This window comes from Mesorhizobium sp. LSJC285A00 (genome assembly GCF_000503155.1).
GTDB lineage: Bacteria > Pseudomonadota > Alphaproteobacteria > Rhizobiales > Rhizobiaceae > Mesorhizobium.
This window is the reverse complement of the sequence record NZ_AYVK01000068.1, coordinates 1-15544: the sequence shown is the minus strand read 5'-3', so window position 1 is coordinate 15544 and position 15544 is coordinate 1. Positions and strand designations below refer to the sequence as shown.

Annotated in this window: 16 protein-coding genes, 1 pseudogene and 1 riboswitch; of the genes and pseudogenes, 8 read left to right on the top strand and 9 right to left on the bottom strand. The window is 63.6% G+C overall.

The features are described from left to right. Positions 1 to 580 (top strand): annotated as a pseudogene (locus X726_RS138300) (hypothetical protein); the annotation flags it as partial. Positions 581 to 606: 26 nt separating this feature from the next. On the opposite strand, the gene X726_RS138305 reads toward X726_RS138300, so the two are convergent. Genes X726_RS138305 through X726_RS138315 form a run of 4 tightly spaced genes read right to left on the bottom strand, consistent with a single transcriptional unit; the run spans position 607 to position 3685 of the window. Beyond that, positions 607 to 906 carry a CcdB family protein gene (locus X726_RS138305; protein ID WP_023673676.1) on the bottom strand — a complete coding sequence of 100 codons (300 nt, stop codon included), beginning with the start codon at positions 904 to 906 and terminating at the stop codon, positions 607 to 609. Continuing rightward, a complete protein-coding gene (locus X726_RS0136810) occupies positions 906 to 1148 on the bottom strand; it encodes a type II toxin-antitoxin system CcdA family antitoxin (RefSeq protein ID WP_031215587.1) in 243 nt (80 codons plus the stop codon). Before X726_RS0136810 ends, X726_RS138305 begins: the two co-directional genes overlap by 1 nt. 55 nt (positions 1149 to 1203) lie before the next feature. Next, on the bottom strand, positions 1204 to 3024 hold the full coding sequence (locus X726_RS138310; protein ID WP_023673674.1) for an ABC-F family ATP-binding cassette domain-containing protein: 1821 nt from the start codon (positions 3022 to 3024) through the stop codon (positions 1204 to 1206). A gap of 1 nt (position 3025) precedes the next feature. Next, positions 3026 to 3685, bottom strand: coding sequence for a thiamine diphosphokinase (locus X726_RS138315; RefSeq protein WP_023673673.1), 660 nt, complete (start codon positions 3683 to 3685; stop codon positions 3026 to 3028). Between the two features lie 162 nt (positions 3686 to 3847). After that, positions 3848 to 3962: riboswitch (TPP riboswitch) on the top strand. Positions 3963 to 4005: 43 nt separating this feature from the next. On the opposite strand from X726_RS138315, the gene thiB reads away from it, so the two are divergent. The 4 genes from thiB to X726_RS138335 all read left to right on the top strand — a co-directional run bounded on the left by thiB (position 4006) and on the right by X726_RS138335 (position 9330). Further along, positions 4006 to 5013 (top strand): thiamine ABC transporter substrate binding subunit, encoded by a 1008-nt coding sequence (gene thiB, locus X726_RS138320; RefSeq protein WP_031215586.1) that lies wholly within the window; start codon positions 4006 to 4008, stop codon positions 5011 to 5013. A 220-nt stretch (positions 5014 to 5233) separates the two neighbouring features. Continuing rightward, positions 5234 to 6832, top strand: a complete 1599-nt coding sequence (gene thiP / locus X726_RS138325; protein ID WP_023673671.1) for a thiamine/thiamine pyrophosphate ABC transporter permease — start codon at positions 5234 to 5236, stop codon at positions 6830 to 6832. Then, positions 6829 to 7593: a thiamine ABC transporter ATP-binding protein gene (gene thiQ, locus X726_RS138330; protein WP_031215585.1), complete on the top strand. Its 765-nt coding sequence runs from the start codon at positions 6829 to 6831 to the stop codon at positions 7591 to 7593. Before thiP ends, thiQ begins: the two co-directional genes overlap by 4 nt. 330 nt (positions 7594 to 7923) lie before the next feature. After that, entirely contained in the window at positions 7924 to 9330 is a 1407-nt protein-coding gene (locus X726_RS138335) for a M48 family metalloprotease (RefSeq protein ID WP_245260137.1), read from the top strand. A gap of 92 nt (positions 9331 to 9422) precedes the next feature. On the opposite strand, the gene X726_RS138340 is transcribed toward X726_RS138335, so the two are convergent. Beyond that, positions 9423 to 10280, bottom strand: coding sequence for an RNA polymerase factor sigma-32 (locus X726_RS138340; protein ID WP_023685806.1), 858 nt, complete (start codon positions 10278 to 10280; stop codon positions 9423 to 9425). Between the two features lie 397 nt (positions 10281 to 10677). Between X726_RS138340 and X726_RS138345 the strand changes: the two genes are divergently transcribed. From X726_RS138345 to X726_RS138355, 3 genes are all read left to right on the top strand, one after another. Then, entirely contained in the window at positions 10678 to 11451 is a 774-nt protein-coding gene (locus tag X726_RS138345) for an amino acid ABC transporter substrate-binding protein (RefSeq protein ID WP_023673667.1), read from the top strand. A 137-nt stretch (positions 11452 to 11588) separates the two neighbouring features. After that, positions 11589 to 12269: an ABC transporter permease subunit gene (locus X726_RS138350; protein ID WP_023693608.1), complete on the top strand. Its 681-nt coding sequence runs from the start codon at positions 11589 to 11591 to the stop codon at positions 12267 to 12269. After that, positions 12266 to 13033, top strand: a complete 768-nt coding sequence (locus X726_RS138355) for an amino acid ABC transporter ATP-binding protein (RefSeq protein ID WP_023673665.1) — start codon at positions 12266 to 12268, stop codon at positions 13031 to 13033. Before X726_RS138350 ends, X726_RS138355 begins: the two co-directional genes overlap by 4 nt. Before the next feature lie 196 nt (positions 13034 to 13229). Here the strand turns inward: X726_RS138355 and X726_RS138360 are convergent, their stop codons facing one another. The 4 genes from X726_RS138360 to X726_RS01000000167725 form a co-directional block, all read right to left on the bottom strand. Next, positions 13230 to 13811, bottom strand: a complete 582-nt coding sequence (locus X726_RS138360; RefSeq protein ID WP_023673664.1) for a CarD family transcriptional regulator — start codon at positions 13809 to 13811, stop codon at positions 13230 to 13232. Positions 13812 to 14237: 426 nt separating this feature from the next. Then, on the bottom strand, positions 14238 to 14576 hold the full coding sequence (gene fdxA / locus X726_RS138365; protein ID WP_013529180.1) for a ferredoxin FdxA: 339 nt from the start codon (positions 14574 to 14576) through the stop codon (positions 14238 to 14240). Between the two features lie 253 nt (positions 14577 to 14829). After that, on the bottom strand, positions 14830 to 15216 hold the full coding sequence (locus X726_RS138370; RefSeq protein WP_023673663.1) for an RNA-binding S4 domain-containing protein: 387 nt from the start codon (positions 15214 to 15216) through the stop codon (positions 14830 to 14832). 17 nt (positions 15217 to 15233) lie between these two features. Continuing rightward, positions 15234 to 15544 (bottom strand): hypothetical protein (locus X726_RS01000000167725; protein ID WP_033002084.1); only part of this gene is annotated, 311 nt, incomplete at its 5' end.

Below are 15544 nucleotides of genomic sequence, written 5' to 3'. Positions count from 1 at the left end.
GGCCGCCGCTTCCGAGCCCACCGTTGCGGTCGGCCAGAAGGCGATCTTCTACGAGGAACGCACCTCGACCGCGCAAGGATCGGCCGAACCCGGCAGCATCGTCTGGTCGCTGGTGCAGGAATCCCCCGGCGGCGACCTGCCGCCCGAGCCGGCGATCCGCGCCGAGGCGACCATTCCCGGCAAGGACATCCAGCTGCGCATGACCATCCGGCGCAATACCGACCAGACGCTGCCGGCCAGCCACATCATCGAGATGATCTTCCTGACGCCCGAGGGCTTTGACGGCGGTGGCGTCGACAACATCCTGCGCGTCGCCATGAAGAGTTCGGAACAGGATGCCGGCAGCCCGCTGATCGGCATTCCGGCCAAGATCGCCGACGGCTTCTTCCTGGTGGCGCTCAACGACACCAAGGCCGACGAGGACGCCAATATGACCTTGCTTCGAGGCCAGGACTGGATCGACGTGCCGGTGGTCTACAAGACCGGACGCCGGGCGCTGCTGACCATGGAAAAGGGCATTCCGGGCGAGAAGGTGTTCGACGAGGCGCTGAAGGCCTGGCAGGCCAAGACGGCAGGTTGACGGGCGGCAGTAGCGGCTGCCTTCGCTCAGAAGCCCTGGAACAGCATGTCGAGCGCGGCGACGATGTCGTCGTGATGTCTAGAAAGGTTTCCCTCTGGCATCCGCAATTCGGACGCGCTGAAGGCCGACACAAACTGTGTGACCATCACAAGATCTTTGCCGTTTATAGCGAAGGTCGGGTTCAGGCGGCGGCCAGGAAGCGGGGCAATCTCGGGCGGCATCAAAGGTACGACCACCCTCGTGCTCAGCCCTTCAAGCATATCTGACTGCACGTCGAGAAGATAACCGTCGCTCTCGGTACTCCGATAGAAATCGTAACGCGCCATCAGAACGGCCGGTGTTTAGCCAATGGCAGTCCGTTCTTTCGGACATATTCGTTGGAGCTTTCGATGGCTTCCCAGTTTTCTTCTTGCCATCGACGCGTTTTCTCCGCCGCAATCGCTTTCGCGATCCCTGCTTCGGCAGCGCGGGAGATGTTGATGCCCAACGCTTTGGCGTCCTTGATCAACTGAGAGTCAATGGACGTGTTGACAGAGGTCCGCTGAGTTTTTGGCGTCGATTGAAGCACGGAGATGCCTCCTTTTATGCGCACAATATACGCGCATAAAAGACCGCAGGCAATGCTACCCCTCCATCTCCTCACGCAGCATTTCCAGTTCCAGCCACTCTTCCTCGAGTGCGGCCAGCGTGGCGCGTTCCTTGTCGAGGGCGGCGATGGTCTTTTGGAACGAGGCCGGGTCGCGCTCGTAATAGGCGGGATCGGCGATGTTGTTTTCCAAACGCGAGATCGAGGCCATTACCGCCTCGATCTTCTTGGGCAGCGATTCCAGGGCGAATTTCTGCTTGAACGACAGTTTCTTCGACGGCCCTTTTGGCGCTGCCGGCTCGCTCTTGCCCGGCGCCGGCGCATCGCTGGCTTCGGCCTTGGCGCGCGCCTTGCGGTCGTCGAGCCGGGTGCCGCCGCGCTGCGCCAGCATGTCGGAATAGCCACCGGCATATTCGATCCAGCGGCCGCCTCCGTCCGGGGCGATGATGCTGGTGACGGTGCGGTCGAGGAAGTCGCGGTCGTGGCTGACCAGGATGACCGTGCCGGCAAAGCCGGCGACAAGTTCCTGCAACAGTTCCAGCGTCTCCATGTCGAGATCGTTGGTCGGCTCGTCGAGCACTAGAAGGTTGGCCGGCCGCGCCAGAACACGCGCCAGGAGCAGCCGCGCCCGTTCGCCGCCGGACAGCTCGCGCACCGGGGTGCGCGCCTGTTCCGGCTTGAACAGGAAATCCTTCATGTAGGACACGACATGGCGCTGCTCGCCATTGATGACGAGGTTTTCGCCGCGCCCGTCCGTGAGATACTGCGCCAGGGTCTCGGCCGGATCGACCGCCTCGCGCTTCTGGTCGAGCGTGGCGATTTCCAGATTGGTGCCGAGCCGCACCGAGCCGGCGTCGGGCTTCATCTCGCCGGTGAGCATCTTCAACAGCGTCGTCTTGCCGGCGCCGTTCGGCCCGACAAGGCCGACGCGATCGCCGCGCTGGATGCGGGTCGAGAAGCCTTTGACCACGGTGAGGTCGCCAAAGCTCTTTTCGATGTTTTTGGTCTCGATCACCAGCTTGCCGGATTCGGCGGCGTCGCTGGCCACCATGGTGGCCGAGCCCTCGGCGCCGCGATGGCCGCGAAAACGCTGGCGCATGGTCTGCAGTTCGCCGAGCCGGCGCATGTTGCGTTTGCGGCGAGCCGTCACGCCATAGCGCAGCCAATGCTCCTCGCGCACGATCTGGCGGCCGAGCTTGTGCTGTTCGCGCTCTTCCTCTTCCAGCACAAGGTCGCGCCATTCCTCGAAATGGCCAAAGCCCTTGTCGAGGCGGCGGGTCTGGCCACGGTCGAGCCAGACGGTGGCGCGCGAGACGCGTTCGAGGAAGCGTCGGTCGTGCGAGATGACGATCAGCGCCGAAGACGTCCGGACGAGCTCCTCTTCCAGCCATTCGATGACCGACAAATCGAGATGGTTGGTCGGCTCGTCAAGCAGCAGAATATCGGGTTCGGGCGCCATGACGCGGGCAAGTGCTGCGCGGCGCGCCTCGCCACCGGAGAGATCGTTGGGGTTCTCCGTGCCGGCGAGGCCGAGATGCTCCATCAGATATGTGGCGCGGTAGGGATCGTCGGCAGGCCCAAGTCCGGCCTCGACATAGGCACGCACATTGGCAAAGCCGTCCATGTCGGGCATTTGCGGGAGATAGCGCACCGTTGCCGAAGGCTGGCGGAAGACCTCGCCGTCTTGCGGCTCGATCAGACCAGCAGCAATCTTCAGGAGCGTCGACTTGCCGGAGCCGTTGCGGCCGACGAGCGCAATCTTGTCACCGGCGGACGCCGTCAGTTCGGCGCCATCGAGCAGCGGCGTGCCGCCAAAGGTCAGTCTTATGCCGTCGAGGTTGAGAAGGGGCGGGGCCATGTCAGCTTTCAGGCAAGGGGTAGGGGTGGGCGAGCAGCAGCGCGCGGCCATGGCCGAGCGCGATTTCGAGGCCGCCCCCGGTCGTGTTGGACTTGACCTCGTTCGAGATGGTCAGCGACGAGCCGAACACGACCTCGACATGGTCGAGCGGCCACTTCGCGCCGGACACGGTGAGGCCCGAAAGATCGGAAAAGCCGAGCACCGAAAACAGCGTTCCGTCGGCATAGTCGAAGCCGGCCTTGCCGGGCAGCAAAGGGGCGCCTTCCTGCGCTCCGCTGGTCAACAGCACTTTTGTGCCGGCCTCGGCCAGCCGCAGGCCGAGCGCCAGATGGAGGAAGGCGTGGTCGGCGCGCTTGCCGCCGAAAGCGCCGGCCAGCACCAGGCTGGTGGCGCCGCGTCCCAATGCCGCCGCGATCGCCAGTTCGCCATCGGTCTTGTCCTTTTCGGGAGGAAACACCTCCCGCGGCACGGCGGCGAGATCGGCAGGCAGGTCCGCCGGCACGGAATCGAAATCGCCGACCCACAGCTCCGGCATCACGCCGAGCAGGCGGGCATGATCGATGCCGGCGTCGGCGGCGATGACGCGCGTGCCCGCGACCTGGCGGTCGAGCCGCGGCGTGCGGACGAGATCGCCGCCAAGCAGGATGGTGAATGTGCTCATATCCGCTGGCCCTTACCAGCCCCGCCGACGAAACGGAAGGCTAAGCGGCACCGTCACTCTTTGTTGGAGCATGATCTTTTTCCGGAAACGGATTCCACTTTCCGGGATCATGCTCGGGCAAACTTCCACTTGCGTGGCACCTTGTCCGGGCCTATGTGTCGAAACGCTCTAACGGGGTGCCGGACGCGATCTTCGCGGACCGGCTGAGAGGCAGTCTCGCCAACCCGCTGAACCTGATCCGGTTTGTACCGGCGGAGGGATTAGACGCTTCGGACAGCCCGACGCCTCAATTCCTTTCAACACGAATGAAGGAGGCGCCGATGCGCATTTTTTTGTCCCGTCTTGTCCCAGCGCTGGGGCTTGCTGTGTCGCTACTGGCAATCCCTGCGTCCGCGCAGGAAAAACTCACGATCTATACCTATGAGAGTTTCACTGCCGACTGGGGTCCGGGCCCCCAGGTGAAGAAGGAATTCGAGGCCGAGTGCGGCTGCAGCGTCGACTTCGTCTCGGTGGCCGACGGCGTCGCGCTGCTCAACCGCGTCAAGCTCGAAGGTGCCTCGACCAAGGCCGATATCGTGCTTGGTCTCGACACCAACCTCACCGCGGAAGCCAAGGCTTCCGGCCTGTTTGTCCGACATGGCGCGGTGGCTGAAAACAACGTGCCGGGCGGCTGGAGCGACGACACTTTCGTGCCCTATGATTATGGTTATTTCGCCGTCGTCTACGACACCGAAAAGCTGAAGAGCCCGCCGAAGAGCCTGAAGGAACTGGTCGAGGGCGATGCCGCCGACAAGATCGTCATCCAGGATCCGAGGACGTCGACGCCGGGCCTCGGCCTGCTGCTGTGGGTCAAGTCGGTCTATGGCGACAAGGCGCCGGAAGCCTGGGCGAAACTCAGGGGCAAAGTGCTGACGGTGACGCCGGGCTGGAGCGAGGCCTACGGCCTGTTCACCAAGGGCGAGGCGCCGATGGTGCTTTCCTATACGACGTCGCCGGCCTACCACATGGTGGCCGAGAACACCGGGCGCTACCAGGCGGCCTCGTTCGAGGAGGGCGAGTATCTGCAGGTCGAGGTCGCGGGCATCACCACCACGGGCGCGAAGAACCCGCTGGCGGCGAAGTTCCTGGCCTTCATGACCGGGCCGAAATTCCAGGATGTCATTCCGGAGACCAACTGGATGTTCCCGGCCGGGAAAACCGACAAGCCGCTCAATCCGGCTTTTGATAGGCTGGTCAAGCCGGCGAAGACCTTGCTGTTCAGCCCGGAAGAGGTCGCGGCAAATCGCAAGGCCTGGGTGGATGAATGGCTGGCGGTGATGAGCAAGTAGATTTGGCTGTATAGTCAAAAGATGAGTGCTCTACGGCGCCCCCCTCTGTCCTGCCGGACATCTCCCCCACGAGGGGGGAGATTGGCCTTTACGTTGACTTTCGCCAATCTCCGAAGCTGCAGGAATGAGCGGAGCGCTAAAACCGCCAATCTCCCCCCTCGTGGGGGAGATGTCCGGCAGGACAGAGGGGGGCGCGAAGGAACGCGACGCCCGGTAAAGAGTGCAACGCTCTGACCCCCGCATCACGGCCGGCATTGTCGCGCTTGCGGCAATCGCGCTGCTGATCGGTGGCGCCTTCGCCGGCCTTATCCGCGAAGGCGCGCACGACCTTTCCGGCGCCGCGTCCGCCTTTGACCTCTATCTCCTGCGCGTTGTCCGCTTCACGCTCTGGCAGGCTGCGCTCTCGACTCTGCTTTCCGCCGTACCGGCGCTCTTCGTCGCCCGGTCGCTGTCGCGGCATCCGCGCTTCTTCGGACGCGGCTTCATCCTGCAGCTGTTCACTGTGCCCCTTGCCTTGCCGGCAATTGTCGGAGCGCTGGGCATACTGGCGCTCTATGGCCGCGCCGGTTATTTCGCCGCGATCGGTGGCCAGAGCTGGCCCGACATCTATGGGCTGTCGGGCATCCTCGTCGCCCACGTCTTCTTCAACCTGCCGCTGGCCACCCGGCTGTTCCTCGAAGCGCTGGGAACGGTGCCGGCCGATCAATGGCGGCTGGCGAGCCAGCTCGGCATGGGGGCGAGGCCAGCCTTCCGGCTGATCGAGTGGCCGGTGCTGCGCGCCGCGCTGCCGGGCGTCGCCGGGCTTGTCTTCATGCTTTGCATCACCTCCTTCACCATCGTGCTGATCCTCGGCGGCGGGCCGGCGGCGACGACGCTGGAAGTCGCCATCTATCAGGCGCTGCGTTTCGACTTCGATCCGGCGCGAGCGGTGACGCTGACGGTGCTGCAGATCGCGCTGACTTTTGCCGTCATGCTGGCGCTGACGCGGCTCGGCGCCAATGTGACCGGCGACGCCAATTTGCCTGTCGCGCCGCGCCGCTATCACTTGGCCGGCAAAGCAGAAACAGCGTTCAACGCCGTCCTGATCGTGCTCGCCTTGCTGTTCGTCGCCGGACCAATGGCGGCCACCGTCGCGTCCGGCCTCGGCGCCGATCTCGGCCGGCTGGCGGGCGAGAGTGCCGTGCGTCAGGCGACCCTGACCAGCGCCGGTCTCGCCCTCTCGGCGGCGCTACTTTCGGTGGCGCTGTCGCTGTCGCTGATCATGGCTCGGCGGGCACTGTCGCTGCGCCGCCGGTCCAGTGCCCGTTCATTGCTCGAACATGCCACCGACACCGGCGCCGGCTTCGTCCTCGTCGTGCCGCCCATTGTCATCGGCGCCGGCTGGTTTCTCCTGCTGCGCACGGTCAGCGATGTCTTTGCCATCGCGCCGGTCATGGTCGTCACCGTCAATGCGGTGATGGCGATGCCCTTTGCCATCCGCGCGATGCGCCCGGCCTATGATGCGGCGAGCGAGCGCCACGAAAAGCTGTGCGCGCAGCTCGGCATTGCGGGCTGGAACCGGCTGCTTCTGGTCGACTGGCCGTCGCTCCGGCGGCCGCTGGCCACCGGCTTTGCCTTCGCCATGGCACTGTCGCTCGGCGATCTCGGCGTCATCGCGCTGTTCGGCAGCGATTCGGTGCAGACCTTGCCCTATCTCCTGCTGGCGCGCATGGGCAGCTATCGCACGGCCGATGCTGGCGGGCTGGCTTTGCTGCTCGGGGCGGTCTGCCTTGCATTGGTGGTCGCGGCAGACTGGCTGGGACTGGGAGAGAGATCGTGACGTCCGCTGTGGAGAAAGGCACGACTGTCCGGCTGGACAAGGTCTCGTTCAGCTATGGCGAAACGTCATTCCTGTTCGATGTCGAATTCGATACATCGAAGATCACCGCCATCATGGGGGCAAGTGGTTCGGGCAAATCGACCTTGCTCGATCTGGTGGCTGGTTTCGAGACGCCGGAGTCCGGTCGTGTGCTGATCGGCGGCGCCGATGTCGGCGCCGAGCCGCCTTCGGTGCGGCCGGTGTCGATGGTATTCCAGGAAAACAATCTGTTTGCTCATCTCTCGGTGGAGAAGAATGTCGGGCTCGGCCGCTCGCCATCGCTCAACCTGACCGACGCCGATCGCGCCGCAATCGCCGAGGCGCTTGACCGCGTCGGCCTGGCCGGCAAGGAAATGCGCCTGCCGCGCGAACTCTCCGGCGGCGAAAGGCAGCGCGTGGCGCTCGCCCGCGTTCTGGTGCGCGACCGGCCAGTGCTGCTGCTCGACGAGCCGTTCGCTTCGCTCGGGCCAGCGCTGCGCGACGACATGCTCGACCTGGTGGCCGGCGTTCATGCCGAGCGGGCGATGACGGTGCTGTTCGTCACGCATCAGCCGGAAGACGCTCGCCGTATCGGCGAGCAGATGGTTTTTCTGGACAATGGCAGGGTTGCCGCGACGGGACCTGCCGCCGATTTTTTCGACGGCACTGGCCCTGAAGCGTTTCGGCGCTATATCGGCGCAAGTTCGGGCGGATCACGCGATATTGCCCGGAAGCGGACATAATTTACGACCAAACCGGCTACAGGTGATGTGGCGCTTGCTTGCCATGGTCCAGTCGATGTGGCTAGGTCCGCTTAGTACTGGTCCGGCACGAGCCGTGATTTGCCCCTACAGCGCCGCACCCGGCCGGATGCGTAAACGCTGTAGGTTTTCTGATGTGTGCAGGATTGCCAACGAAAACCGATTTTTCGCTGGCGCGGACCCCGGTCCAAATCATGCGCCGAGAGCTGAAGGAACGCCGTGCTGCCGACCGGCACTGACACTTTGAAGCGCAGACCGCTGGTGCGCTTCCTCGCGCTGGCCGGCCTTGCCGTGGCGCTGGCCAGCTGCCAGATGTTCACGCCTCCCGAAGTGCAGGAATCTGGCTTCCAGCCTTCCGACAAGCCGATCACGGTCGACAATGTCGCCGCCAACAGCAAGCTTGCCGAACTGGCGAAGGCACAGCATCCGCGCATCCTTGCCACCTATGGCGGCGAATATTCCGATCCCAAGCTCGAGCGCATGGTGGCCAAGGTTGTCGGCAGCCTGACCGTGGTGTCGGCCAATCCGACCCAGACCTATCGCATCACCATCCTCAATTCGCCAAACGTCAACGCTTTCGCGCTGCCGGGCGGCTATCTCTACGTCACCCGCGGCCTGCTGGCGCTGGCCAATGATTCGGCCGAACTCGCCGCCGTCATCGCGCATGAGATGGGCCACGTCACCGCCAATCACGGTCTGCAGCGACAGCAGCTCGAGGCCGAGGAAGGCCTGGCGACCAAGGTGGTCTCCGATGTGCTGGGCGACAGCCCGACCGCCAAGCAGGCATTGATCCGCGGCAAGCTGAGGCTGGCGCAGTTCTCGCGCAACCAGGAGCTGGAGGCAGACGCCATCGGCATCAAGTCGATCGGCGAGGCGGGTTACGATCCCTATGCCGCCGGGCGTTTCCTGCAGTCGATGTCGGCCTACACCGATTTCCGCTCGATCAGCGGCGCCACCGACGCCAGCCTCGACTTCCTGGCCACGCACCCCAACACGCCGCAGCGAATTGATCTGGCGCAGCGCCACGCCCGCCAGTTCGGCGCGCCGGGCATCGGCACCCGCGACCGCGATTCCTTCCTGGCCGGGATAGACGGCCTGCTCTATGGCGACACGCCGGAAGAGGGCTATGTGCGCGGCCAGACCTTCCTGCATCCGGGCCTCGGCGTTTCGTTCACGGTGCCCGACGGCTTCATCATCGACAATTCGGCGGCGGCGGTGACGGCGACCGGTCCCGGCGACATGGCGATCCGCTTCGACGGTGTGTCGATCGACAAGGATCGTGCGCTGACCGACTACATCAGAAGCGGCTGGGTGGCCGGTCTCGACGAGACCAGTGTGCGCCAGGAGACGATCGACGGCAACCAGGCGGCGACCGCGCACGCCGGCGCCGATGGCTGGCAGTTCGACATTGCGGTGATCCGCGCCGGCGGTCAGGTCTACCGGCTTTTGACAGCGGCCCCCTCGGCCAGCACGACACTCGATCCGGTGGCACGCTCGGTCAGCGGTTCGTTCCGCGTGCTCAGCCCCGCCGAGAAGGCGGCACTGAAGCCGCTGCATATCCGCGTCGTCACGGTACAGGCCGGGCAGACGATGGGCACACTTTCGGCGCAGATGGTCGGCGTCGACCGCAAGCTCGATCTGTTCCGCGTGCTCAACGCGATGTCGCCGGGCGCCTCGGTTTCGGCCGGCGACAAGGTCAAGATCGTCACGGACAGATAGCGCCGGTCTTCGTCAGAAACCCCAGCCTTCGTAGTGCTTTTTTCTGAGATAACTTTTCTGAGATAACTCGGGGTACCCCGTTCCTGGCAATCTCAGGCCGCCATGAACTCCGGATTCTGCTTCACCAGCGCGAGCTTGAGCTTTTCCATGGCGCGGGCCTCGATCTGCCGGACACGCTCCTTGGAAATGCCGAGCGTCTCGCCAAGCGCCTCAAGCGTCGCACCTTCGTCGCTCAGCCGGCGCTCCTCGATGATCCTGAGTTCGCGGGCATTGAGCGCGCGGAGCGCCGTCTTCAGCCACATCAGGCGCCGTTCGACGTCGATGGTGTCGCCGGCGACCTCGTCAGGCAATGGATCGTCCGAAATCAGGAAGTCCATCCGCTCGGTGGTGCCAGCCTCATCGGCGAGCGGTGCGTTGAGCGAAGAGTCAGGTGCTGAAAGCCTGGAATCCATCTTCGCGACATCGGCCTCGGAGACGCCTAGGGCTACCGAGACTTCGCGGTAGAGCGTGGCGTTGGAGATCGGCTCGGCGCCATTGGCAAGACGGGCGCGCAGGCGCCGCAGGTTGAAGAACAGCGCCTTTTGCGCCGAAGAGGTGCCGCCGCGAACGATCGACCAGTTGCGCAGGATATAGTCCTGCATCGAAGCGCGGATCCACCATGTCGCATAGGTCGAGAAGCGCACCTCGCGCTCCGGCTCGAAACGCGCGGCTGCTTCCAGCAGCCCGACATGGCCCTCCTGGACCAGATCTCCGAGCGGCAGGCCGTAATGTCGGAACTTCGAAGCCATGGAGATGACCAGCCGCATATGGGCGACGGTGATCTGATGCAGCGCCTGCTGATCCTGGTCCTCCTTCCAGCGCAAGGCGAGAACATGTTCCTCATCGCGCTCGAGGTAGGGGGCTTTCATTGCCGTGCGGACCATGGTCCGTCCTGCCGTGTCTTCGATCATGCCGCGCTCCTGCTCCCGGACATTTTCGGACGGCCTGGCGGCCGTTATCTCTGTTTGACGCAATTCCGAAGGAAACCGCTTTCCCACTTTCCTGGAATTGCTTCGGGCCTAGCGCAGCCAAGGGTTCTTGAAATGGAAACGCGGCGCCCTACAACAAGCCATGAACGTGCCATACCGGGGATTGGTTCCGCCGCCGAGGGCGGTTGTTTTGTGCGGTCCGACAGGGCGCATCGACACCGCAGATCGGGACTATTGGCACCGATCGGAGCTGCTTTGAGAATCTGATTTCTGGATCGCCGTTTTTTTGAAATCTGGTTCCTTATTTTGCTGCGCTGTATCTGTCAGTTTCCGGCTCTCACAAGCGCCGGACACCGGCCAAGGACGGGATCACACAGAAATGAAATGGCTCAATTCGCTCATCATCGCCGGAACGCTGCAGGTTCTGGCTGTTACATCAGGCCACGCCGGCGCCAATCTCGACCAGATCAAGCAGGCCGGCACACTCAAGGTCGGCACCGAAGGCACCTATGCGCCCTTCACCTATCATGATGCTTCCGGCGCGCTGGTCGGCTTCGACGTCGAGATCGCCAAGGCGATCGGCGACAAGCTCGGCGTCAAGGTCGAGTTCCTCGAAGGCAAATGGGACGGGCTGATCGCCGGCCTCGACGCCAACCGCTACGACGCCGTGATCAACGAGGTCGGCATCACCGACGCGCGCAAGGCCAAGTACGATTTCTCCGATCCTTACATCGCCTCCAAGGCCGTGCTGATCGTGCGCGGCGACAACACCGACATCAAGACCTTCGCCGACCTCAAGGGCAAGAAGTCGGCACAGTCGTTGACATCGAATTTCGGCAAGCTCGCCGAGACCAACGGCGCCGAACTTGTCGGCACCGACGGCTTCGACCAGTCGATCCAGCTGCTGCTCACCGGCCGCGCCGACGCCACCATCAATGACAGCCTGTCTTTCCTCGACTTCAAGAAGCACAAGCCGGACGCCAATGTGAAGATCGCCGCGCAGGAAGAGAACGCCGACTATTCCGGCGTCATCGTGCGCAAGGGTGATCCGGAGCTGGTCGCGGCGATCAACAAGGCGCTGGCCGACATCAAGGCCGACGGCACCTACAAGAAGATCGCCGATACCTATTTCGGCCAGGATGTCTCGCAGTAAAGACCATCTCCCGGCGGTTTGCCGGCAATGACAAATAGCGGCGGGCCGTCTTTGACGGCTCGCCGTTATTCGCATGATATGAGAAGCACACAATTGCACTGCCGTCACCGCGGCGGTCTGTGAGGGAGGAGCCGTTCGTGCCGCACTGGCTACACCTGATGCTGGACTCGTTGCCGACACTGCTGTGGGCGGCGTTGATCTTCACCGTACCGCTGACATTGCTATCGTTCGCACTCGGCCTGTTCGTCGGCCTGGTTGTCGCCCTGGTGCGGCTGTTCGGCCCCAAGCCTCTGGTTGCCGTGGTCCGCTTCTATGTCTGGATCTTTCGCGGCACGCCGCTTCTGGTGCAGCTGTTCCTGATCTTTTACGGCCTGCCTTCGGTCGGCATATTGCTGGATGCTTTTCCGGCGGCGCTGATTGGCTTCACCCTCAACATAGGCGCCTACAGTTCGGAAATTATCCGCGCCGTGATCGGCTCGGTGCCGAAGGGCCAGTGGGAAGCGGCCTATTCGATCGGCATGACCTGGAGCCAGGCGATGCGGCGCACCATCCTGCCGCAAGCCGGCCGCGTCGCCGTGCCGCCGCTGTCCAACACCTTCATCTCGCTGGTCAAGGATACGTCGCTGGCCGCCGCCATCACCGTGCCGGAGATGTTCCAGGCGGCGCAGCGCATCGTCGCCACCACCTATGAACCGCTGATCCTCTATGTCGAGGCGGCGATCCTTTATCTGGCGATGAGCTCGGTGCTTTCGGCCTTGCAGACGCGGCTGGAGGAGCGGCTCAACCGCTATGGCGGCTTCCTGGAGGCGCGCTCATGATCGGCCTCACCGATATCGAAAAGCGCTTCGGCGACAATCTGGTGCTGAAGGGCGTGACGGTCACCATTGCCGAAGGCAGCGTCACCGCGCTTGTCGGTCCCTCCGGCGGTGGCAAGAGCACTCTGCTGCGCTGCATCAACCTGTTGGAGATCCCGACCTCGGGCATGGTGCGCATCGGCGACGAGACGCTGGAATTCCGTCCCGGCATCAAGATCCCCAGCCGCGACATCCAGCGCCTGCGGCTGCAGACCGGCATGGTGTTCCAGAACTTCCAGCTGTTCCCGCATCGCACCGCGATCGAGAACGTCATGGAAGGCCTGGTGACGGTGCTCAAATGGCCGACGGCAAAGGCGCGCGAGCGGGCACTGGCGCTGCTCGAGAAGGTCGGCATGGCGCACAAGGCGGACGATTGGCCGGCAACGCTGTCGGGCGGCCAGCAGCAGCGTGTGGCCATCGCCCGCGCCCTGGCGCCGTCGCCCAAGGTTCTGCTTTGCGACGAGCCGACCTCGGCGCTCGATCCGGAACTGGCGCAGGAAGTGGTCGACGTGCTCGGAAAACTCGCCAGCGAAGGCACCACCATGGTGATGGCCACGCACGACCTTCGCCTTGCCTCCAAGATCGCGCAGGAGGTGGTGTTCCTCGATGCTGGTGTCGTCGTCGAGAAGGGGCCGTCCACCGTGGTGTTCAGCAATCCGGAGCGGGAACGGACCAAGCGTTTTATTGCGACGCTGAAGCAGGAGGCGGAGAAGGAAGCCGGCGGCTGAGCCTTCTACGTTCCCCTTGTGGGGAGGTCGGACGGAAGGTCCGGGTGCGGTCTGGTGTCGTCCCCATCCTCGCTGCTTCGCAGCGACCCTGCCTGGGCGAGCCACGGGTCTCGCCCGTCCTTGGAACCCCACAAGGGGGTAAAAACAAAAACCCGGCACAAGGCCGGGTTTTTCATGATTTCGACGGTGAAAGCGATCAGGCAGCTTCTTCCTGCTCGGCTTCCTCATTGTCGGCCTTGGCGCCGCGCTTCGGGCCCTTGTTGAGGTTGACCTCGATCAGGCGCACGGCTTCGGTTTCCGACATGCGGTTGACTGCCGCGATCTCGCGCGCCATGCGGTCGAGTGCCGCCTCATAGAGCTGACGCTCGGAATAGGACTGTTCCGGCTGGTTGTCGGCACGGTAGAGGTCGCGCACGACTTCCGAGATCGAGATCAGGTCGCCCGAATTGATCTTGGCATCATATTCCTGCGCACGGCGCGACCACATGGTGCGCTTGACGCGGGCGCGGCCCTGCACGACCTTCAGCGCGCGCTCGACATAATCCTCTTCCGACAGCTTGCGCATGCCGATGGAGGTCGCCTTGGCGACCGGAACCTTCAGGCGCATCTTGTCCTTCTGGAAGTCGATGACGAACAGTTCCAGCTTGTGGCCCGCAACTTCCTGCTCGTCGATCGAGACGATCTGGCCGACGCCGTGTGCCGGATAGACGATGTACTCGCCGGTCTTGAAACCGTGGCGTGCCGAGGTGGACTTCTTCTGCGGGGTGATCGTTGCCATTACGCCCTGAACTCCTTGTTGTGGCACCGGCGGCCTGCCGGTCCGAACGCATGCGACCGGGGACACCGATCGTTAGCCGCACAACAGATGAACCCATCGGAAAAAGCCGGGACCGGCAAACCGCATACATAGCGACTGCCTGGCCCAGATCGCTCTGGTCCGATTGGGGATTTCACCTTTCAGTGATTTGGGGCGCTTGCGCCATAAATCGACGTTGTGTCACCGGCATGTTTCAACTGGTGTAGCACAAAAAGTCGGAAGAATCAAGGTTTTGCTGCAAACGCGAAGGTCGAGCGCCATCGCCGCCTGTCAAGGCAGTTAATGTATGATGCGCGTTACGCAGCGTTATGACGATCCAATAGGCCGCACTTTTTTGCTTTGCGCATCACCCTTTCCGAAATCGATTCCGATTCCAGCGTCATGTGCTCAGTCGCCTTCGCCGGGCTCGGCGGAGAAATATTTCTCGAACTTGCCGGCTTCGCCGTCGAAGCTCTTGGCATCTGCCGGAGGCTCCTTCTTGGCGGTGATGTTGGGCCATTTCTCGGCGTATTCGGTGTTGACCTGCAGCCATTTGTCGAGGCCCGGCTCGGTGTCGGGCTTGATTGCATCGGCCGGGCATTCCGGTTCGCAGACGCCGCAGTCGATGCACTCGTCGGGATGTATGACAAGCATGTTCTCGCCCTCGTAGAAGCAGTCGACCGGACAGACCTCGATGCAGTCCATGTACTTGCATTTGATGCAGTTGTCGGTCACGACATAGGTCATTGGTCGGCTCCGGGACGTCCCGTTCTTGCTAGAGCGACGTGCGTCCAATTGGACGCACAAAGTACGCTCTGACACTTTGAATCTGCGCATCGTGCCTTCCGAAAAATCGATTTCCGATTTTCGGGCCGATGCGGCGGCTTTTTTGGTGAGGTAACGCCTTTGCCTGCCGCTTGCAAGGGCAGCCATTGCAGGCGGGGCCCGCGTGTCCGGAATGAAATTCCAGACCGCCGGCATGGCGCAGACGGCCAAGGCTTCAGTCTTCGCCGAACAGCCGGTCGGTTTGCCTGCGCTCTTTCTTGGTCGGCCGGCCGCTGCCGGCGTCGCGCAGCGCCGGAATGGCATCGGCAACAGCCTCGCCTTTCGGCGCCGGCGGCGGGGACATGTCCTCGTAGAGCGTGCGCGCTTCCTCGGCCGGACCGCGCCGCACGCCGGTGCCAAGCACCTTCCAAATGAAAATGCGGCGCTCGTGCGTAATGGTCAAAACGTCGCCAGGCTTGACCAGATCGGAGGCCTGCGCTGCTTTGTCGCTGTTGATGCGGACGCGTCCGGCGACAACCAGCTTGGCCGCCAGCGAGCGCGATTTTATCGCGCGCGAAAAGAACAGCCACTTGTCGATGCGCTGACGACCTTCAGCAACCATCGCAGCGAACCTGGGGCTTATTTCTTCAGCTGGTCGCGCAATGCGGCGAGCTTGGCGAAGGGCGAGTCCGGATCGAAGCGCGCAGGGCGTTCCTCGCGTGGCTTGGCTTGGAAAGCCGGCTTGGCGCCTTGCGGTCCGCCTTTGCCTTCCGGCCTGCCGCCTTTCCAGTCAGGCCGGCCCTCGCGCGGACGCTCGCCTTGCGGCTTGCCGTCGCGGCGCTGTTCGCCCTCGGCCTGCGGCTTGGGCTTGAACTTCGAACGGTCGAAGCGTGGCTTGGCGGCACCGTCGCGCTGGTCGCGCCGGCCCTGATAGGCCGGCCGTTCGCCCG

Coding starts and splice junctions, on each gene's coding strand:
- X726_RS138305 (WP_023673676.1), bottom strand. CDS start 906: ATGGCGCGTTACGATTTCTATCGGAGTACCGAGAGCGACGGTTATCTT.
- X726_RS138310 (WP_023673674.1), bottom strand. CDS start 3,024: ATGGCCCCGCCCCTTCTCAACCTCGACGGCATAAGACTGACCTTTGGC.
- X726_RS138315 (WP_023673673.1), bottom strand. CDS start 3,685: ATGAGCACATTCACCATCCTGCTTGGCGGCGATCTCGTCCGCACGCCG.
- thiB (WP_031215586.1), top strand. CDS start 4,006: ATGCGCATTTTTTTGTCCCGTCTTGTCCCAGCGCTGGGGCTTGCTGTG.
- X726_RS138335 (WP_245260137.1), top strand. CDS start 7,924: ATGTTCACGCCTCCCGAAGTGCAGGAATCTGGCTTCCAGCCTTCCGAC.
- X726_RS138340 (WP_023685806.1), bottom strand. CDS start 10,280: ATGATCGAAGACACGGCAGGACGGACCATGGTCCGCACGGCAATGAAA.
- X726_RS138345 (WP_023673667.1), top strand. CDS start 10,678: ATGAAATGGCTCAATTCGCTCATCATCGCCGGAACGCTGCAGGTTCTG.
- X726_RS138355 (WP_023673665.1), top strand. CDS start 12,266: ATGATCGGCCTCACCGATATCGAAAAGCGCTTCGGCGACAATCTGGTG.
- X726_RS138360 (WP_023673664.1), bottom strand. CDS start 13,811: ATGGCAACGATCACCCCGCAGAAGAAGTCCACCTCGGCACGCCACGGT.
- fdxA (WP_013529180.1), bottom strand. CDS start 14,576: ATGACCTATGTCGTGACCGACAACTGCATCAAATGCAAGTACATGGAC.
- X726_RS138370 (WP_023673663.1), bottom strand. CDS start 15,216: ATGGTTGCTGAAGGTCGTCAGCGCATCGACAAGTGGCTGTTCTTTTCG.